Origin of the sequence: Trichocoleus sp. FACHB-40, from assembly GCF_014695915.1 — a bacterium.
Lineage (GTDB): Bacteria > Cyanobacteriota > Cyanobacteriia > Cyanobacteriales > FACHB-T130 > Funiculus > Funiculus sociatus.
Map to the genome: position 1 here is coordinate 170,284 of NZ_JACJPF010000098.1, position 19,538 is coordinate 189,821.

Below are 19,538 nucleotides of genomic sequence, written 5' to 3' on the forward strand. Positions count from 1 at the left end.
TAATGGTTTGACTGTATTATTGTTTTTGGCTTTGTCATTTTACGCCAAACTATGGGGAAAAGGTCGAGCAATCGAATTTATATTTGCAGATCCCTTTTCTATAAAACGACCATACTACGGCTTCTTAACCAGTGTTTCTGAAATTATATGGTGTATAGGAGCTACAACCTGTTTATTCAGTTTTAGCTTGCTAAAAAGTATTCATCCCAAGCGCAAAGGAAATTTATTTATCCTCTGTTCTGCGATTGGGCTTTTTGCTTTACTAGCCGACGATCTGTTTCGGATCACCTTAATTTTGAATGGAACCGCTGGTGTACCCAAAATAGTGATGTACTTAGTTTATGGTGTGGGTGCGATCGCTTATGGCTTTCTCTTCCGGCACCGACTCGTATCGACCCCCTATATTCTGTTGCTAGTTGGTGGTTCGCTGTTCGCTATTTCTTGCATAGTAGATGTCCTACCCATCCAAGGACAGGGAACTCCGGCAATGCTAGAAGACGGAACTAAATTATTAGGAATAATTAATATTACTTTTTATTTTTGGCACGTATGTTGCGATGAAATCTTGCATGGGAAGTATGGCATACGTGTTTTTAAAGGATAAAACTAGGCGAGAATTAGGAGTTTTACACTACCTGCTAATAACCTCATTTAAAGATTGCAACAACTGTTGTGTTGTGTAGGGTTTTGACAAAAAGTTTTTAATCCCCAGCTGAGCCACTTCAGTAACTCTCTCCTTGGACGCTAACCCACTGACAGCAATAACTTTAACTTGTGGGTTGATTTTTTGTAAAGTGCGAATAGTTGTTGGCCCGTCCATAGAAGGCATCATCATGTCGAGTAATACAACACTAATTTCCTCTTTGTGCTGCGCGTACACTAAGACTGCCTCAATTCCATCACTAGCACTTAAGACTCGATAAGCATATGTTTCTAGGGATGTTTTAGTAACCTCAGCAATTGAGGCTTCATCATCAACAACAAGAATCAACTCTCCTTGTCCATTAGGCAGTTTAGATTCATCTTTTTCCACTTGCTGCACTTGCTTTGCCTGGACGGCTGGCAAGTAAACCTTAAACTCTGTGCCTTTTCCAACTTCGCTATATACGTTTATAAAACCGCCATGACTTTTGACAATCCCAAGAACAGTTGAAAGGCCCAGCCCCGTACCTTTGCCAAGCTCTTTAGTGGTAAAAAACGGCTCAAAAATTCTATCCAAAATGTCAGAAGACATTCCCACTCCAGTATCTGAAACAGTAACAACAATGTGGGAACCAACTTTGGCACCCGCGATCATTCGGGCATAATTTTCATCAACAATAATATTTTCAGCACAAATCTTTAGAACCCCGCCATTTGGCATAGCATCGCGAGCATTGACGCAAAGATTCATTAATACTTGATGCAGTTGCGTGGCATCTCCAGAAATAGTCCAAAGCTCTCTTGTCTGGATATCAGTACAGAGTTGGATTGATTTAGGAAAAGTTTCTTGGACAATTTTTTTCAGCTCAATAATTAGATGCCCTACTTGAATAGTTGTACGCTCACCTTCGATTCCTTTCGCAAATGACAGCACTTGCTTAACCAAATCAGCGCCGCGTTTAGTATTCGTTTCTAATATAGAAAGTAGATGTTTACTTTGTTCGTCTTGGAGTTTTAGTTGCAGCAGTTGAACTGACATCAAAACAGGTGCCAGCACATTATTCAAATCGTGGGCAATGCCACTAGCCAGAGTTCCTAAACTTTCCAGGCGCTGGCCTCTGAGAAACTGCCTTTCTAGTTGTTTTTTCTCTGTGATGTCAGTGTTGACAATTAAAACGGCTTTTGGTTTCTCCTGGTCATCTCGGACTAAAGTCCAACGGCTTTCGACAATAATTACCTGACCGGATTTCGTGACTTGATGCAACTCACCATACCACTCTCCGTAGGCAAACAAAATTTCGCTATATTCTTGAAGTTGGGATGGCGTTTGCTTGTACAAAAGCTGATTGGTGTTTTTTCCTACTGCTTCCTCTTTATTCCAACCGTATAGACGCTCAGCACCTTTGCTCCAAAATAAGATTTGGGTTTCTAAATTCTGCACAATAATAGCGTCTGTGGCGATATCCAGTAGGGCAGCTTGTTCGCGAATTTTTTGTTCTGAGTGCTTGCGTTCGGTGATGTCCATGTCAATTCCGGTCATCCGCACTGGCACGGAGCCGGTTTGGTTGTAATAAACTTGGCCTTTGGTTGCCACCCAATGAAGGCTACCGTCAGTCCAAATAACGCGGAATTCAATGTCGTAGTCCGCACCCTGCTCTAGGGCGCGTTGCACAGCTTGAGTTACTAAATTTCGGTCTTCAGGATGAACGCTCTCTAGAAAGCCTTCATAGGTGGCTTCAAATGAGCCAGGAGCAAGCCCCAGGCTTGCCTCAGTGTTAGAAGAGTAAACAACTTTGCCGTTTTCGATGTCCCAGTCCCAACTACCCATTTGGGCCGCTTCCAGGGCTAATCTCAGTCGCTCCTCGCTGAGTCGCGTGCGTTCAGTCTGCTGTTGTAATTCGGCTGCTGCGCGACTAGCTTGCAGGAGACGACGTACACGCTGGCGCAGAACTGCCCAGTGGATGGGCTTGGTGATGTAATCGATGGCACCTGCTTCAAATGCTTGATCGACTGATTCTTGGTCGTCAAGGGCAGTGATCATTAGTACGGGTGTGTTCTCGCCTCGCGCCGCCGAATTATCTTTAGGAAGTGTATTTAGTAGATGACAGCAGGTAAAGCCATCCATAACTGGCATCATGGCATCCAACAGCACAATATCTGGGTGTAGGCGAGTGTAGGCGGACAACCCTTCTTCTCCGTCACCCGCCTCTGCTACTTGATACCCTGCTTGTTCCATCGCTTTGCGAAGTTGAATGCGCGTGAATTTGTCGTCGTCTACGACGAGGATGAGGGGAGTATCTTTATTTGGTTCGGTGCTGTTCATCACTAATTCTGCTGGCGTTCTATTTGCAAAGCCGCTTTGACCCTTTGATATTCAGTTTCCAACTGAGGCAATTTTTCTATTCCACTTTCAGTATTACCACTACGACTGATTATTTCTAACTCTTTGCAAAAATTGGAGAAGGTTATTGCTCCTAGTGTTGCACTGCTTGATTTGAGAGTGTGGGTTGCCTGTCGCAATTGTGTAGCATTTCCTTGTTGGAGTGCTGTTGCGATCGCGCTGATTAGTTTTGGCGTATCTTCAAGGTAGCAATCAATCATCTCAGCTACAATCGAGCCGGAATTTTCACCAATCATTTTGCGGAATGATTGCATTACCTTGCCATCAATGGCATTGGGGGATTCGGGAATTGGGGATTGGGGATTGGGGATTGGGGATTGGGAATTCTTACTCTCCGCCTCTCCCCAGTCCCTTGTCCCCAGATCCTTGTCCCCAGTTTCTTGTCCCCAGTCCCCAGCTTCTTTAGGTTGACACTTGCTTATGGCTGTAATCAGTGCTTCTATCCGGATGGGTTTGCTAACATAGTCGTCCATGCCCGCATTAAGACACTCTTCGCGATCGCCTTGCATGGCATTGGCGGTCATCGCAATAATGTAAGGGCGATCCTGGCACCATTCCTCCACAATGCGCCGAGTTGCACTCAAGCCATCCATTTCTGGCATCTGCACATCCATCAGCACCACATCATAATACTGGTGGCGTAAAGCTTCCAATACTTCTAATCCATTGTTAGCTATATCTGCTTGATAGCCAATTTGTTTTAGTAATTGCAAAGCTACCTTTTGATTCACTATATTATCTTCAGCCAACAGAATTCTTAGGGGAAAGTCTACCCCTAGTTGGGAATTTATCTGAGGGATGTTAGAGCGAGAATGCTTTACTTGAATAGGCTGTTGCGCTAAAACATTGCCTAATACATTATAGAGATGGGATTGTTTTACTGGCTTAGTTAGGAAAGCTGCGAAATCTACAGTTCCAGAGACAGGATTAATTATTTCTGACCTATTGATAGAGGTCAATACGATTAAGGGCAATTTTTCGTAATTAGGCAGTTGGCGAATTTCTGCCGCTAAACTCATACCATCCATTTGCGGCATCTGCATATCCAGAATTGCCATATCAAATGCTTCCCCTAACTTTAGCAATTCCAAAGCTTGAAAGCCTGATTCAGCTTCTTTGGTTAGCATTCCCCAAGATTGTGTTTGTAGCCTTAAAATTTTCCGATTTGTAGCGTTATCATCTACAATCAGCACTTTTTTACCATTCAACCGAGGTGGTAAATTATTAGTACCAATGAGTGCGGAATGGGGATATGATGCAGCAACTATGGTGAAATAAAAAGTAGAACCAATCGATTTTGGATGGTGGGGAATTGGGAATTGGGAATTGAGAATTGGTAACTTGCCCACGTTCCCCTCCTCCCCAGTTCCCAGTCCCCAGCCCCCAGTCAATGTAAAATCTTTAGGAGGATTTCCAGCGATCGCGCCTTTACTCTCGACCCACATCTGACCGCCCATTATTTCGCACAGTTGTTTACCTATTGCTAAACCTAACCCTGTTCCTCCATACTGGCGAGTTGTGGAAGAATCCACTTGACTGAATGACTGGAAAAGACGGTCGATTCTGTCTGGGGGAATACCAATTCCTGTATCTGTGACAGCAAATTGAATTTCGTATTTTTGTTGGTTGTCCGTTAACGTTGTCAAGTTGTTAAAACCTGATACGGGTTCAAGAGAACTTGACAATTCCGAGTCAACTAACAACGGACGACTGGCCACTGACAGAACAACTTCCCCTGTCTGTGTGAACTTGACCGCATTACTCAGTAAATTTATTAATATTTGGCGTAATCGAGTCGCATCACCGACAATTGATGTAGGGACTTCAGGATGAATTAAATAGGCTAATTCAATACCTTTTTCTGCTGCTTTAAAAGCTACTAAATCAAGAGATTCTTCAACACAATTTCTAAGAACAAAAGAATGTTCTTCTAACTCCAGTTTCCCTGACTCAATTTTAGAAAGGTCGAGGATGTCGTTAATTAGCGTTAGTAACGCATCGCTACTGTTCTGAGTTGTTTCCGCGAAATCACGCTGCTGTTCGGTTAATTCTGTACCAAGTAGCAAACCCGTCATACCAATGATGGCATTCATTGGGGTACGAATTTCGTGACTCATATTGGCTAAAAATTGGCTCTTGATGCGAGTTGCTTCCTCCGCAGCAGCTTTTGCTTTTTCCAATTCCTGATTCGCCTCGGATAATTCCAGGGTGCGTTCAATGAGCGCTTGCCGTGCGAAATAACGCTCAGTAATATCATCTAATATCCACAGACGACCGGGTACATTGCGTACCTTGGTTGGCGTACTAGAAAGGCTCAAAACTTTGGGCTGCGGTTTATTAAAAACCCAGTTCCAGTTACGAATTACAGCTTGAGGTTGGGAGAAAAACTGCGCCGCCAGTGCCATAATTTCCGCTTGATTATCAGCGCTGGTACGCAATATGGCCATTGCTTGCGCGATCGCTGGTGGTTCTACAGCGCCGGGAGGAAGTTCCAGTTGTTCAGCGGCTGCTTGATTGACCCAGCCTTGTTCGCCACTCTCGTCAACAAAAACTACTCCTTGATGGATTGTTTCTAGCATGGCACCAAAGCGGGCCTGTAGCTTATCCAGGTTTAAGGTAGTATCGCAGAACTTGATCAGGGTGCCTAACTCGCCAAGTAATGACTCGATAAATTGGCGCAGATTTGAGGAAATGTCAGTCTGACGATGCCAAATGAGTAGGATAGCACCCCGGAATGCTCCCGTCTTATCCGAAGTTAGGGTAGGTTGGAGTGGGAGTATAGCTAATGACTTAGTGCCTTGGGCTAATAAGACATGAGATGCGCCGGGGGTTGCTTTGTAGTCTGTATAGTAGAGGCAACACTTTTGCTCTAGTGCCTCTGCAAACAAGCTGGGAGTTGTAACTTGATTGGGGAGAGCCTTTGGAGGTATACATACCAAGGCTTCAGCCGTGACATCATCGAGTTGGCGTAGCGCGATCGCTGCATCTGCACGAGTTAAGGAGTGCAGTAACTCTAGGGCTTGCTCAAGCAGTTTATCGGGTGTAGCATTTGTCTGATCATCCGTGAGTTTAGCCAGTAGGGATTGAGAAGCCAACCGCCACTCAATGCCCCGCAGGAAAGAGCCAAAGTTAGTACCGAATACAGCCGCGCTACCCAGTTCTATTGACTGACGTAACAGCCCTAGATCGCGCAGCAGCGCTACGATTAGGGTCATAAGCCCCACCGATAGAGCAACGCGCCAGCTTTTTAGCGGTGACAGCGTGCATAATGTCAATATCACTGGGGCAAAAAGCTGTCCGGGTGTCCATCCCGATCCCACGCCTAAGCCGACAAGAAAGAGGGTTAGCCATAGTAAGGCTGGTCTAAATGTCGGTAGCCACTCAGGAGCAGGACGCAGTAGTAACGGCGACCAAAGACGATTTAGAATTAAGCGGCGAAACATGGGGAAAGGTGCTGCATCTAGCGGCATATGGCAACGAGTAATGCTTATGCCATTTTGGATTTTGAATTGTAGAGATGGGAAAATTCGCATCTCTACCAAGATTTAGCTAAAAAAGTCAAAGCGTTACAAGTCTCAACCTAAGTATTATGCAGCTATGCTATCAGCGATCGCATTCGTTACCACTTCGGGGGCGCTGATATGCGGTAAGTGTCCCTTGGCGTTGATGTTTACCAGCTTACCTTTAGGAATTTTATCTGCCAGATACTGACCGACTTGGGTTGGCACAGCAATATCGTCACTCGCCTGGAGAATCACCGTTGGTACAGTTAATCGAGGCAACTCGGTTCTATGGTCAGACTGGAAAATCACGCGAGAGACAGCTTGGGCGATGTCCGGACGGACAGCCGCAAGGGTCTTGGCAAATTCTGCCGCCAACTCAGGTTGATCCTGGGTAGCCATTGCTATAGGAGCAAACCCAGCCGCCCAAGCATAATAGTTGGTTGACATGGAGTCATAGAGCGCATCCAAATCAGACTGCTCAAAGCCGCCGTAATATCCCATATCATTGAGATAACGGGGAGAGGCATCGAGAAAAACCAACTGGCTGAAGCAATCAGGCTCTACTAATGCTGCCAGCAAGCTTACCATTCCACTAACAGAGTGACCAACCAGGATGCTCTTAGTTAGCTTTAACTCAGCACACAGATCCAGCAAATCTTCTGCATAGCTGTAGAGACTGGTGTAGCGGCGCGGACTATAAGCTCCAAAATCTGACTTACCCGCGCCTACATGGTCGAACAGTACGATCCGGAAATCAGACGCAAAAGTTGCTACCTGGTGTCTCCAGGCTGTCTGATCGGAGCCGAATCCGTGGGCAAAGATGATTGTGCGATCGCCCTGACCCACAATATTGACATTATTCCGTTGCATGATGCTAGTTGCCATCGGTCGGGACTCCTGTCTCCATTCTTTAAATACGCGCCAAAAATGCTCACTGAAAAAAAAGTCATATATTATAGTTCCCTCAAAGCATCAATAGCTAACGGAGAACATCAAAAAGTTATACAGCACCCAGTTTCTTTGAGGCGAGAATAGCTTGAAAAACAAGCACTATGTCCTAAAGTTCCAAAAGTTTAAGAATTATTGATCCTTCTATGATAAAACTTCCAAATACCAAAGGCAAAGCATAGCAGCTGCTCTATAGCTCTGTTGACTTTACCTCGCACACCTCGCCGCAGGTTCACCTGATGGCAGGCTTATACCAATTCTAGGCGTGGGTGCGATACATCTGTCGGGACATGGCCATGTCCCTAGCAAGGTAGCCCGAAGGTCAGAACCGCGATATATTTCACCCAACTGAGAAACGCTATATATAGCAAGCACCTTCCGTAAACCAGCAGGACTAATCTCAAATCTAAAATTTTAATGACTCCAATTCGGGATAGGATTAACTCTGATTTTGCTTTTCTATCTCGTTTGGCGAAAAATACTTATGAAGCGCTATTTATCACGTCTACTTGCCATTGTTTTAGTTTTTGCGATCGCTATGACGGGCTGTTCCTCAAACAGCGCAGTCGGCTTGAGTGGAGATTACCGCTCTGATACATTGGCATTGCTGCAAAATTTGAGAACAGCCATTGAATTACCAGAAGGTACACCAGACAAGGCAGCAGCTCAGGCACAAGCGCGTCAGACAATTAATGATTTTGCCTCGCGCTATCGGCGGGATAGCTCTGTCACCAAGCTGAGTTCGTTCACAACTATGCGAACCGCTTTGAACTCCCTTGCCGGTCATTACAGTTCTTATCCTAACCGTCCTCTGCCGGAAAAACTCAAGAATCGCTTAGAGCAAGAGTTCCAGCAGGTGGAACTCTCTCTCAGACGAGGATCTTGAAGTAAAGGCTCTCATGCAAAAGGAAAAAATGAAGTATGCTTTTTTTGCATGAGAGCATGAGAGTCTTTATCCGCTTGAAGCGATCGCCGCAGTGCTTCAAATAGGTAAGACGCGGCAGCTAGACCTGCCTGCTTATAGGTGCATATCTACTAAATGCTTATATTTCTCGGAAAAACTTTTCCAAAATCTGTATAAAGTGAATCAAAAAGTGCTGTTATGATGCTCTTTCAGTGAAAGGGGAATGATGACACCTTATTTCCCACCTTTCGTCTGATAAACAGACACATATAACAGTTCAATGAAATTGGTGTATAGGAGGAAGTCCTTGACTCAGGCATCGCTAAAGTTGCCGCAACAGTGGCGGCGTCTCTATCGCGGCTTGGTCGCGGCAGTGCTGACAAGTAGTAGCCTTGTCAATCCGTGGTTAGGGTTACAACCAGTTGAAGCTCAAACAAAGGCATATTGCCAATTATCAACAGATGCGATCGCAGAAAAAGAAAGCCTGCGCTTGGCAGCCTTAAAGGGAAACCCAGATGCTCAAAGCCGCTACAAAACGCTCTTGAAAAAACACGCAGAGCGTTTGCAGCAATGTCGCTCTCAAACCTGGCCTCGCACTCAGGCAATTTGGCTACGCCTGTACCCATGCGATATCCGTCAGGGTGCCCTCGATGAACTTATGGATCGTCTGGTTAACCGAGGCTACAACCAAGTTTATGTGGAAGCCTTTGCTGATGGTCAGGTGTTGTTGCCCGTCGCCGAAAACCGTACTCCTTGGCCTTCCGTAGTCCGAAGCCCTGGTGCAGAAAAAGTTGACTTATTAGCACAAGCGATTAACAAAGGGCGTGAGCGGGGGCTGAAAGTTTACGCCTGGATGTTTAGCATGAACTTCGGCTACTCCTACTCTCAGCGAAGCGATCGCCAACAGGTTTTAGCTCGTGACGGCAAGGGACAGACCAGTTCCTCGGTTGTCGAGGATGGCTCTCAAGTCTTCATCGATCCCTACAACCCCCTAGCCAAACGAGATTATTACGACCTGGTGCAGGCGGTGGTTCGCCGTCGTCCGGATGGGGTACTTTTTGACTACATTCGGTATCCACGGCAGGCAGGTGCCAGCTCCGTAGTTACCAAAGTCCAAGACTTGTGGATTTATGGAGACGGTGCGCGAGAAGCTTTGTATCAACGCGCCCTTAACAATAAGGGACGAGATTTAATTCAGCGTTACTTGACAAAAGGCTTTATTCGTGCAGGTGATGTTGCCGAGGTGGATAAGCTTTACCCGCAGGAAGGATCGCCGCTTTGGCAGGGACGTAAACCCCCGGATGAGGAAATGAAAGCCACCCCTGGTCAGCGTCAACCATTGCTGCAATGGGAGCTGTGGCAATTGAGTGTTGCCCACGCTGCTCAAGGCGTTCTGGATTTTATAAATTTAGCCAGCCAGCCTGCCGCTAGGCAAGGAATTACCACCGGGGCAGTGTTTTTTCCAGAGGGGAACCAACCCATTGGACAAGGAGGTTATGATTCCAGAATCCAGCCTTGGGATCGGTTTCCGGCTTCTATGGAGTGGCATCCGATGTCCTACGGAACCTGTGGCAGCACCAACTGCATTGTCTCCCAAGTTCAGCGAGTCTTGAGTCAGGCACCACCGGGAACTCAGGTTCAACCAGTATTGGCGGGAGCCTGGGGAAAGTCGTACAATTCTCGCCCATCGCTAGAAGACCAGATGCAGGCAATTCGCTCTGGAACGCCACAAATTAACGCAGTGAGCCATTTTGCCTTCTCCTGGCAAGAACCGGAAGTAGATCGCGATCGCAAATCCTGCGGTTCCCGCTAAGTTACTCGTTCCTGGGTTGCGGCCTGGGAACGAATACCAGCGCTCTGCTAAGATCCAAATGGTTTTAGCCGCGAGTGGCTCTACTGGTACGATTCCAACTCTAACCGTTTCCCGGCACCAGAGAATGTTATTCAACAGGAGCGCCAACGCACTGACAGAGCTGAACAGCAGCTTGCCGAATTAATGGCTAAGTTACAAGAGCGAGGAATCGATCTCGAAGAGCTTTAGAAAAAGCGATCGCTTTTCATATTAGTGGTTAACGCTTCCCTCTACCACAGCTTTAACTTATTGTCAATCAGCAATTCTCATTCCCAGACTGAGCCTGGGAATGAGTTGGAAGAGGACTTTTCTGCTTCCCAGGCTCAGCCTGGTGCCTCCACCCTAAACCTACGCCACCACAAAATTAACCAACTTTCCAGGCACCACAATTACCTTTTTAATCTCCTTACCCTGGATATGCTTCAAAGCCACCTCTGACTCACGGGCATACTTCTCCAAAGCCTCCCGACTAGCATCAGCAGGCACTTGAATCGCCCCGCGAGTTTTGCCCATAATCTGAATCACCAAAGTAATTTCATCAACCACCAAGGCATCTGGGTCAACTTTAGGCCAGGTTTGCAAGTGTACTGACTCAGTGTTACCTAAATTCCACAACTCATCAGCAATGTGAGGCGCAAAAGGTGCCATTAACAAAATTAGAGTGTTTATCCCTTCCGCATACACAGGAGAATCTTTGCAGATGGCATCAGTAAGAGCATTACTTAACTTCATCAACTCAGAAACCGCCGTATTGAATTGATATTCGCCCTCTAAATCTTCCGTGACAGCTTGGATAGCATTGTGAATTGCTCGTCGCAAATCTTTTTCAGGTTTTGTTAGTTGTACTGACTCAGTGTTATCTAAAGTCTTCCACAACTCATTAGCAAGGTGAGGCGCACAAGGTTCTATTAACAAAATCAAAGTTTTTATCCCTTCCGCATACACAGGAGAATCTTTGCAGGTGGCATCAGTAAGAGCATTACTTAATTTCATGAAATTAGAAACAGCCGTATTGAATTCATATCTGCCCTCTAAATCTGTGAAAGCTTGGATAGCATTGTGAATTGCTCGTTGCAAATCTTTTTCAGGTTGTGTTATTTGTCCCGCGTCCGTTGTTTGTTGTAAAGACGACTGACTGCTGACATCCGCAACTAAACGCCAGACGCGATGTAAAAAGTGGAATTGGCCCTCAACGTCAGCATCATCCCATTCCAAATCTTTTTCCGGAGGTGCCTTGAACAAGGTAAACATCCGCGCCGTATCTGCGCCATACTTGGCGAGAACTTCCAACGGATCTACACCGTAGATCCGTTGGATAACATTGTGAATTGCTCGTTGGAAATCTTTTTCAGGTTGTGTTAGTTGTCCCTCGTCCGTTGTTTGTTGTAAAGACGACTGACTACTGACGAACTCCGCAACCAAACGCCACACACGATTTAAAAAGCGGAATTGTCCCTCAACGTCAGCATCATCCCATTCCAAATCTTTTTCCGGAGGTGCCTTGAACAAGGTAAACATCCGCGCCGTATCTGCGCCGTACTTGGCGAGAACTTCCAACGGATCTACACCGTTGTACTTCGACTTCGACATTTTCTCATAGAAGACTTCCAACGGTTTACCCGTTTCCGGATCTTTTGGTGCTGTCGGATCTTTTACCTGTGCCCCTGGAATATACTTACCAGTCTCAGGATTTTTGTAAGTTATACCCTGAACCATGCCTTGAGTTAGCAAGCGCTGGAAGGGTTCGTCAAAATTTAGCAAGCCGCAGTCTCGCAACACTTTAGTAAAGAAGCGCGAGTAAAGCAAGTGCAAAATTGCGTGTTCAATTCCGCCTACATACTGGTCTACAGGCATCCAGTCGTTTGTCTTCGTCTTGTCGAATACCTGTTGCCCATTATTAGCGTCGGGATACCGCAAGAAATACCACGAGGAATCGATAAATGTGTCCATCGTGTCTGTTTCCCGCTTTGCTTGCGTTCCGCAACTCGGACAAGGCACATTTACCCAATCCATCCCAGACAAAGGAGAAGCACCGCGTCCGGTAAATTCTACATTTTCCGGCAATACTACTGGTAAGTCTTCGTCCGGGACTGGCACTATACCGCACTTGGGACAGTGAATGACCGGGATAGGCGCACCCCAGTAGCGTTGTCGAGAAATTAGCCAATCTCGCAAGCGATACTGTATCCGCGCTTTCCCGAAACCTTGTTGTTCGGCGTATTGAATAATCGCTGACTTGGCTTCGGTTGAATCCATGCCATTGAAGATGTCAGAATTAACTACAACTCCCGGTTCGGTATAAGCTTCTTTCAAAGTTATGGGTGTATCAGCTGCATCAGCACGCACAATTACCACGTTGATTGGCAAATCGTTTCCATTAGCAAATTTGAAATCCCGAACATCGTGAGCTGGGACTCCCATCACCGCGCCCGTGCCATACTCGTACAATACATAATCCGCGATCCAAATCGGAATCTCTTCCCCAGTGAAGGGGTTAATTGCCTTACCACCTGTAGGAATACCCCGCTTTGGCTTATCTTCAGCAGTACGTTCCAACTCAGTTTGGTTGGAAACTTCCTGAATAAAGGCTTCTACAGCCGCTTTCCGTTCTGGAGTAGTAACCTTGGCAGTTAAAGGATGCTCTGGTGCCAATACTACGTAAGTAACACCATAGACAGTATCGGGACGGGTAGTGAAAACACCGACTTTTTCATCCTTCCCGACAATCGGAAATTCTAAGTAAGCGCCAACAGATTTACCAATCCAGTTAGCCTGCATCAACTTTACACGCTCAGGCCATCCGTTCAATTTGTCCAAATCGTTGAGCAATTGCTCGGCATAATAGGTAATCTTGAGGAACCACTGCCGCAACAACTTGCGCTCAACTTTGGCACCGGAACGCCAAGAACGCCCTTCGTTATCAACTTGCTCGTTTGCCAATACTGTCTGGTCGATGGGGTCCCAGTTGACGGCGGATTCTTTCTGATAAGCTAGTCCGCGAGAGAAAAATTGCAAGAAAATCCACTGCGTCCACTTGTAATAGTCGGGAGAACAAGTGGTTACTTCCCGGCTCCAGTCTATAGAAAGCCCCAACTGCTGTAACTGACGCCGCATCTGAGCAATATTTTGATAAGTCCACTCTGCCGGAGGAACGCCCCGGTCAATGGCGGCATTTTCCGCAGGCAAACCAAAGGCATCCCAACCCATTGGATGGAGTACGCGATACCCTTGCATCCGCTTGAGTCGGGCAATCACATCTGTGATTGTGTAGTTACGAACGTGTCCCATGTGCAGGCTGCCCGATGGATACGGGAACATAGACAGGGCGTAGAATTTCGGCTTGCTGCTGTCTAAGGAGGGGGTTTTATCTAAGCCTTGTTCTATCCAAGTCTGTTGCCACTTTTCCTCTATTGCTGCTGGGTTGTATCGGGACTCCACAACGAAAACTCCTACTGGGTCATTAATCGTCTACGTTTTCCTAATTCTGTCATACTACCTCGCTGGGTGTGGCATGAGTAGGGGGTTTCAGTTTATAAGTGACAAACGAATGACATCTGAAGTTGTCTAGTCATCAAATGTTAAAAGTATTCGTTTACGGCACTCTCAAGCCTGGGGGGTCGAATTATCAACGTTATTGTGCGGGTAAGGTGGTGGAGGAGACAAGCGCGATCGCGCACGGTAAACTCTTCGCCCTAAAATTAGGTTATCCCGCCATGACTACAGGCGACGGGAAAGTTCACGGCTTTTTGTTATCTTTCGCCGATTCAGCAGTTTTACTGAATTTGGATGAATTGGAAGATTACAATCCAGAGCGGAAAGCGGCACAAAATTTATATAATCGGCACGAAATCCAGACGTATGATTTAGATGCGCGATCGCTAGGGACGGCGTGGGTTTATCTGATGACACCAGAGCAAGTTAGACGCTACGGGGGTGTTGCTCTGCCGTGTGGTTACTGGAAAGGATAAAACCCTGAAGTGCAAATAAGTTAAAGCCCCTCTCCACCTAACCCTCCCCTCAAAGGGCTAGGGTTAGGTGGAGAAGGGTGGGAAAGATGTTAACTGTGAATTGATTGAGCGTTTCATCCCCCAACTCCAAAGGTCAATTGAGGGGTTAAGAATGTAAATTAATAACTTTGATTTTGTGTATCTTCGGCAGAGTTTAGCAGTTGGTTGAGAGAGTGTTCTGGACTCGCTACTGCTGCTTTGGGAATCTCTATGGCAGGGCGATTCAGAGCAACCATCAAAGGCTCTGAAGGCTGCGGTGCTATGGGAGATTGAGCCATCTGCGGACTCAAGGAGTAATTGCCGGGGAGAATGCCTGAGAAAGCGCCAACAAACAAAGCTGCGATCGCTGCACCACTCCATCCAGCAAATTTTTGAAATCTGCGGCGGTTGATCGAAGCGAAAACTTCATTTACTGCCTGTTCTGTTGATTGCCCAGACTCAGGAACTGGCAGGGTTTGTAACCCTTGACGTAACGTCACTAATCTGGTGTACAAGCACTGCACTGTCGGGTCAGTTTTCAGCCATTCCTGAACTTGTTTGCGTTCCGCAGCGGTTACTTCACCGTCTAAGTAGGCACTGAGCAATTCAAAGCGATCACGCTGCAAAATATCCATTTCCTTCGAGGTCTGTGCGTCCGCTGGGCATCGCAGTCCAGCATCCTTATGAGTATTAAAGTCAGGGGTCATGTTTACGTCACCAGCAAATCACACAATTGGAAACTACAGCTCTCACAAATTTTTGCCACTATCAGTATATGGTAGATACTCGTATCTCGTCTAAGATTGTAACTGTCCTGTCAACAATCAGCACGTAAGTGAGTGGTAGGGAATTTACTTAAGCCGTCCGGAGTAGCTTGGTTGGGGTTCAACTCAGCTCTTTGGGAGTTTTTGGCGGTTATAGCAGCAAGTAGATATCAAACTTTCTTCACCCGGTGATTAGGGTAAATTCCTTACAGCAGCACCACTTCAACAATCTAAAGAACACCATTCTACTGCCTTGAGCATAATTGACTTTCTGGGGAGGGCAAATCCACCTAAAAGCTGAAAATTAATTTCACCTTGAAAAGGCTAGCGCCCATCTAGATAGTTTTGCAACTGAGATTGCAGCCGCTGTCTGGCTCTAGCAATTCTAGACTTCACAGTTCCCAAAGAAACGCCAGTAATTTCAGCAATTTCTTCGTATGCCATACCTTCGATTTCTCTAAGGACGATGGTAGTACGGAAAACCTCTGGCAGATCAGCGATCGCTTCATGCAGTTGTTCGTAGAATTCCCGCGTCGTCATATCTTCGTCGGGACTTGGATTGTCTGAGGCAATTTCCCAATCCATTTCACCGTCATCCATCATGCGAGGAGCATCCAGCGACAGCGGATTAGAAACCCGTTTGCGTTTACGCAGCTCATCGTAAAACAGGTTGGTGGCTATGCGGCTCAACCATCCCCGGAACTTGACTGGTTCCTGCAAACGTTTGATATTGCGGTAAACCCGAATCCAAACTTCTTGTGCTAAATCTGCCCGATCCTGCCAATCTGGAGCCAGGTGGTACAAAATTTTCTCGACATGAGACTGATAGCGACGCAACAGCTCTGCAAAGGCAGCGCGATCGGGACGCAGATCGGCCTGACAGCGTAAAATCAAATCGTAGTTTGAGAGTTTTTCAGGTTGCACCTGAACCGTTACTTCAGCCGTTGACCAGGTTGCAGGAATCGATTGACTCATGGATGAAATGGGGGTTAAAACAGCCTTACTCCCCAAGACGCTGCCACTTGTGCAATGTTCCCAATTAGATGGAACGCAATTTTTGCGCTCTCACACCAATGTAGCGAATAGCAGTAGCAGAGAGTGGGGAGTTATTACTATTCTTCGCAACTAATAAAATCCCATCAGGAAAAATTTCCTTGGCTCAATAAACTGCTGGCAAAGTCCCCAACGACTGAATTCCCTTAAAAGCCAACCTCTATTCTTCTGGAAGAGGACGCAAGTTGAGAGCTTTTATTTAAGGAAGTCCTCATGGTGAGGGGACTTTACTATATCAAGCTTGGGTGGATGAGGCTTGGTTTGTGTAGGGTCATTTAGCTTTCCGCCAATTGCGCGAAGCCTAATATTGATAGGCGTATGCTAAAAGAAGAAGGTTATAAGGTAATTAGGTAGCAACTCGTAGCGAAAAGCGCTATGTCAAGAAATGAGCCACTGTCTCGAAATTTGATGCTGATTTGTTTTGGGACAGCTTTTGTGCTGTTGTCAGTTTCGTGGCGATCGCATTTCTCAAAGCTGACGCTCAACAGCTTGGGATTACCAGTTATTGCTGGGGAAAATTTTAGCTTCGGGGCTGCTTTATCGCCATCAACGTCAGAATACCTTGGGCGATCGCGTTTGATTGTCGATTTGAGCGATCGCGTTGTCTATGTTTACCTAGACAATCAGCTTTTCGCCACCTACCCGGTAGCTGTGGGACAGTCGGGTTGGGAGACTCCCATCGGTTCGTTTCAAGTTCTAAAAATGAACAAAAATCCAGCTTGGAGTCAACCCATCACCGGGGAAGTCTTCCCCGCCGGGGCGAAGAATAATCCTTTAGGCGATCGCTGGATTAGCTTTTGGTCGGATGGACGACATCAAATCGGGTTCCACGGCACCAACCAGGAGCAGCTGGTAGGGCAAGCTGTTTCTCACGGCTGCGTGCGAATGCGTAATCAGGATATTCGGGCTATGTATCAGCAGATAAGTAAAGGAACGCCTGTAATTGTTCGTCGCTGAGAAGGTAAAGGTTTGACCTCCTCCCCACCTTAAACCTTAGCTCCACGAGCCTGCGGTTTTGAAAGTGGGGATTTCCCGGAAAGTTGGCATTGCTTGTGAGTTTGTATAGCCTCGCGGTTTTTCTTCCCTGCTTCATTACACCCGCCGCCATCCTGCTCGGCTCTCGGCGTTACGGTAGCTTTACAGGCTAACACTGTGAGTCCCACAGCTAAGATATTCTTCCCCGCGTTCTCTTATTTAGAAGATTTCATTCTTCATCATTTTCATTTTCATCCTTATCTCTTTGCTCAAAGTTGGAAGCGTAAGTTTGTAGTAAAGAACTGACCTGCTTAAATACATCCGGCCCAGAAGATTTGCTGATAACTTGTCCTGGGTTTTCGGGACGATCCAAGTTACGAGCGATCGCTTCGTTTACTTGCTGGGTAATTAGCTCTTGGAGTTCATCTTTTGCTCGCATTCGCTGATAGCTGGCTCCTTCCTCCGTCGTCGCGTACAGGGGCGGTAGACGATTTAGAGCGTAGGCGGCAATATCCCCCACATCCAAAACGCGATCGCTAGTAGCTTCAATTTCTGCGACTCGCGCGATCGCTTCCGTCAGCACCAACTCTTCCATCACATTGATAAACTGTTTGCGAGGAACCGCAACGACTTCCCCCGTCAACAGCGCCCCCATCAGACGATCCAGCGCCATGTACTCTTCAATTGACAGCTCAGACGCGGTGTCACAAATGCGTCCTACCTCTGCCTCCATCGCTGGTGTCAGATAACCATCTTGTAGGGCTTGTTCAACAATCTTTTCAATACTCATCTAAAAATCCCGCTTTATACCCCATCCTTTACAGCGGAGGCGCAGTAAATCCGCCTCCGGGCAACATGGCTAGTTGCCTCCTACTTTGGTTGGCGAGGAAAGCAAGGCTGAGATTGCCGCTTCCCTAAAAAATTGATTTTCTCTCTTTGGGTAGAAGCAATTTTTTTAAACGCCTCTATAAGCCATGAGTAAAGTTGAAATCTGTATAGATGTCTCTTCGCTCATCCCCATCAAAATATCTTGGCATGACACAGCACCTCTCACCAGCTACCCTGAAAATCAGTTTTGTCGGGCGAAGAAACCGGAAGTGTTTTACCTACGGGGATTTTCGAGATTGTTCCCTGGAGGCTATTCAACATTGGCGTTGCCGCTAAACCTATATGCAATCCCCAAGCGAGGAATATTGCAAGACATTAAAAGTGTCACGCCCCCTCCTTTTTCACATAGACAACCCTGCCACAATGTGTACCTCAATACAACACTAAATAGATCAAAACTTCAAAAAATACATCAAAACTTCCTAAAGCCTCATTGAAATTCTTGATTTCGCCAGGGGCCAGGGTCAACTGATAAGCCATTTACATACAATCCCCAGTGCAAATGAGGGCCAGTTGAAGCGCCCGTAGAACCAATTGCACCAATTACCTGACCAGGTTTTACAATATCCCCTTCCTTAACATCAATACGGCTCAGGTGCATAAAAATGCTGGTGACACCTTGCCCGTGGTCAACTCCAATTACATTACCGTGAACCCGGAACCCTTGGCTTACCCTTCCCACCAACGCCACCCGTCCTGCTGCTGGCGCTGTGACAGGCGAGCCATACCCGCCAGCGTAGTCAACTCCGCGATGGTAGTAATCGTTGGCAAATTTGCCATTGTAGTAGCGACGAACTCCGTAAATGCTGCTGATTCTTCCCCGGTTCGGCTTCAGGAAGGGGCCATTCCAGAACTTCTGGGGTGTCACTAACTTTTTAAAAGCCGCTACCCGATCTAGTTCATATTGCGTTGCTCCCTGTCCAGCTTTTCCAGGGGGTAGAGTAATCCGTTGCACTGGGAAAGAGCGCGATCGCAAAACAATCGGAATTTCCCGCACTTGTCCATCACCCGCTACCCGAATTACCAACCTTCCCGGCTTATCTAAAGGTGTCGTTGGTAGCAAAGCTCGAAAGCGATTTTGACCGATAGAAAACGTTGAGTAATTCTGCTGTTTCAGAGAAACCGTGGGACTTTGCGAGTCTGCTACATCTTTTTGAATCACCACTGAAAGGGTATCCCCCAACTGGGGATTAGTGGGTGTCACCTGAACCTGCAAGGCTCGCGCTGGCAAAGTAAAAAGGCAAAAAGCAACGGGCAAAAGAAAAAATTCTTTCTTTGTATTTTTGACTTTCAGAGAAAAAAGTGTAGAACCGAGTTGCTGTAGATCAGGGCGAAATTTTAGCAGATTCTTCGACATTACAGGCAATTACTCCCACAGGATTGTTGACAAAATATACAGATGTTTTTTGTACTAGCGGATAGACTATCACCCTGTCTCAAGTGTTTCCCATATTTTTCTACTCGTTAAGAGCCTCCGAACGCGATTAAGAAAGGCTCCAGTCTCCCCCAAAGGCAAATAAAGCCAAGGAAGAGATGAGGTGGGAGCCTGATTCGGAGCATTCCCTCCTCTGACCTGGGAAGGAGAAAAGGCAGACTAAGTAGTGTATGCAGTTCCTACTGAA

At 46.6% G+C, this 19,538-nt stretch carries 14 protein-coding genes; 5 read left to right on the forward strand and 9 right to left on the reverse strand.

The window, feature by feature from the left end; translation table 11 throughout:
• Positions 1 to 187: 187 nt before the first annotated feature.
• On the forward strand, positions 188 to 604 hold the full coding sequence (locus H6F63_RS21765) for a hypothetical protein (RefSeq protein WP_190639530.1): 417 nt from the start codon (positions 188 to 190) through the stop codon (positions 602 to 604).
• A 27-nt stretch (positions 605 to 631) separates the two neighbouring features.
• Here the strand turns inward: H6F63_RS21765 and H6F63_RS21770 are convergent, their stop codons facing one another.
• From H6F63_RS21770 to H6F63_RS21780, 3 genes are read right to left on the reverse strand one after another with little or no spacing between them, the layout of a single operon-like run.
• Positions 632 to 2,965 carry a response regulator gene (locus H6F63_RS21770; RefSeq protein WP_190639531.1) on the reverse strand — a complete coding sequence of 778 codons (2,334 nt, stop codon included), beginning with the start codon at positions 2,963 to 2,965 and terminating at the stop codon, positions 632 to 634.
• Positions 2,966 to 2,967: 2 nt separating this feature from the next.
• A complete protein-coding gene (locus tag H6F63_RS21775; RefSeq protein WP_199298194.1) occupies positions 2,968 to 6,576 on the reverse strand; it encodes a response regulator in 3,609 nt (1,202 codons plus the stop codon).
• Positions 6,577 to 6,630: 54 nt separating this feature from the next.
• Entirely contained in the window at positions 6,631 to 7,431 is an 801-nt protein-coding gene (locus tag H6F63_RS21780) for an alpha/beta hydrolase (RefSeq protein ID WP_190423841.1), read from the reverse strand.
• A gap of 547 nt (positions 7,432 to 7,978) precedes the next feature.
• Here H6F63_RS21780 and psb27 point away from each other — a divergent pair.
• Together psb27 and H6F63_RS21790 are read left to right on the forward strand one after the other, a co-directional pair.
• The gene (psb27, locus tag H6F63_RS21785) at positions 7,979 to 8,380 is read left to right on the forward strand and encodes a photosystem II protein Psb27 (RefSeq protein WP_190442439.1); all 402 of its coding nucleotides are present in this window, start codon (positions 7,979 to 7,981) and stop codon (positions 8,378 to 8,380) included.
• Positions 8,381 to 8,705: 325 nt separating this feature from the next.
• Entirely contained in the window at positions 8,706 to 10,211 is a 1,506-nt protein-coding gene (locus H6F63_RS21790; protein ID WP_242020015.1) for a family 10 glycosylhydrolase, read from the forward strand.
• A gap of 387 nt (positions 10,212 to 10,598) precedes the next feature.
• Here the strand turns inward: H6F63_RS21790 and leuS are convergent, their stop codons facing one another.
• Entirely contained in the window at positions 10,599 to 13,688 is a 3,090-nt protein-coding gene (gene leuS / locus H6F63_RS21805) for a leucine--tRNA ligase (protein ID WP_347276826.1), read from the reverse strand.
• A gap of 137 nt (positions 13,689 to 13,825) precedes the next feature.
• Between leuS and H6F63_RS21810 the strand changes: the two genes are divergently transcribed.
• Positions 13,826 to 14,218, forward strand: a complete 393-nt coding sequence (locus H6F63_RS21810; protein ID WP_190639533.1) for a gamma-glutamylcyclotransferase — start codon at positions 13,826 to 13,828, stop codon at positions 14,216 to 14,218.
• A gap of 158 nt (positions 14,219 to 14,376) precedes the next feature.
• Here the strand turns inward: H6F63_RS21810 and H6F63_RS21815 are convergent, their stop codons facing one another.
• A complete protein-coding gene (locus H6F63_RS21815; protein ID WP_190423857.1) occupies positions 14,377 to 14,943 on the reverse strand; it encodes a Fis family transcriptional regulator in 567 nt (188 codons plus the stop codon).
• A gap of 381 nt (positions 14,944 to 15,324) precedes the next feature.
• Positions 15,325 to 15,975 carry a sigma-70 family RNA polymerase sigma factor gene (locus H6F63_RS21820; RefSeq protein WP_190423859.1) on the reverse strand — a complete coding sequence of 217 codons (651 nt, stop codon included), beginning with the start codon at positions 15,973 to 15,975 and terminating at the stop codon, positions 15,325 to 15,327.
• Positions 15,976 to 16,428: 453 nt separating this feature from the next.
• Here H6F63_RS21820 and H6F63_RS21825 point away from each other — a divergent pair, with 453 nt between their 5' ends.
• Positions 16,429 to 17,010, forward strand: a complete 582-nt coding sequence (locus tag H6F63_RS21825) for a L,D-transpeptidase (RefSeq protein WP_242018994.1) — start codon at positions 16,429 to 16,431, stop codon at positions 17,008 to 17,010.
• Between the two features lie 29 nt (positions 17,011 to 17,039).
• On the opposite strand, the gene H6F63_RS21830 is transcribed toward H6F63_RS21825, so the two are convergent.
• The 3 genes from H6F63_RS21830 to H6F63_RS21840 all read right to left on the reverse strand — a co-directional run bounded on the left by H6F63_RS21830 (position 17,040) and on the right by H6F63_RS21840 (position 19,273).
• Positions 17,040 to 17,216: a hypothetical protein gene (locus tag H6F63_RS21830; protein ID WP_190639534.1), complete on the reverse strand. Its 177-nt coding sequence runs from the start codon at positions 17,214 to 17,216 to the stop codon at positions 17,040 to 17,042.
• A 41-nt stretch (positions 17,217 to 17,257) separates the two neighbouring features.
• A complete protein-coding gene (locus H6F63_RS21835) occupies positions 17,258 to 17,818 on the reverse strand; it encodes a late competence development ComFB family protein (RefSeq protein WP_190639535.1) in 561 nt (186 codons plus the stop codon).
• A gap of 528 nt (positions 17,819 to 18,346) precedes the next feature.
• The gene (locus tag H6F63_RS21840; protein WP_190639536.1) at positions 18,347 to 19,273 is read right to left on the reverse strand and encodes a M23 family metallopeptidase; all 927 of its coding nucleotides are present in this window, start codon (positions 19,271 to 19,273) and stop codon (positions 18,347 to 18,349) included.
• Between the last annotated feature and the right edge of the window lie 265 nt (positions 19,274 to 19,538).

Bases quoted from the DNA above. Each gene is read 5' to 3' on its own strand.
- H6F63_RS21820 (WP_190423859.1), bottom strand. From the start codon at position 15,975: ATGAGTCAATCGATTCCTGCAACCTGGTCAACGGCTGAAGTAACGGTT.
- H6F63_RS21780 (WP_190423841.1), bottom strand. From the start codon at position 7,431: ATGGCAACTAGCATCATGCAACGGAATAATGTCAATATTGTGGGTCAG.
- H6F63_RS21775 (WP_199298194.1), bottom strand. From the start codon at position 6,576: ATGCGAATTTTCCCATCTCTACAATTCAAAATCCAAAATGGCATAAGC.
- H6F63_RS21770 (WP_190639531.1), bottom strand. From the start codon at position 2,965: ATGAACAGCACCGAACCAAATAAAGATACTCCCCTCATCCTCGTCGTA.
- H6F63_RS21810 (WP_190639533.1), top strand. From the start codon at position 13,826: ATGTTAAAAGTATTCGTTTACGGCACTCTCAAGCCTGGGGGGTCGAAT.
- H6F63_RS21815 (WP_190423857.1), bottom strand. From the start codon at position 14,943: ATGACCCCTGACTTTAATACTCATAAGGATGCTGGACTGCGATGCCCA.
- H6F63_RS21840 (WP_190639536.1), bottom strand. From the start codon at position 19,273: ATGTCGAAGAATCTGCTAAAATTTCGCCCTGATCTACAGCAACTCGGT.
- H6F63_RS21825 (WP_242018994.1), top strand. From the start codon at position 16,429: ATGTCAAGAAATGAGCCACTGTCTCGAAATTTGATGCTGATTTGTTTT.
- psb27 (WP_190442439.1), top strand. From the start codon at position 7,979: ATGAAGCGCTATTTATCACGTCTACTTGCCATTGTTTTAGTTTTTGCG.
- H6F63_RS21835 (WP_190639535.1), bottom strand. From the start codon at position 17,818: ATGAGTATTGAAAAGATTGTTGAACAAGCCCTACAAGATGGTTATCTG.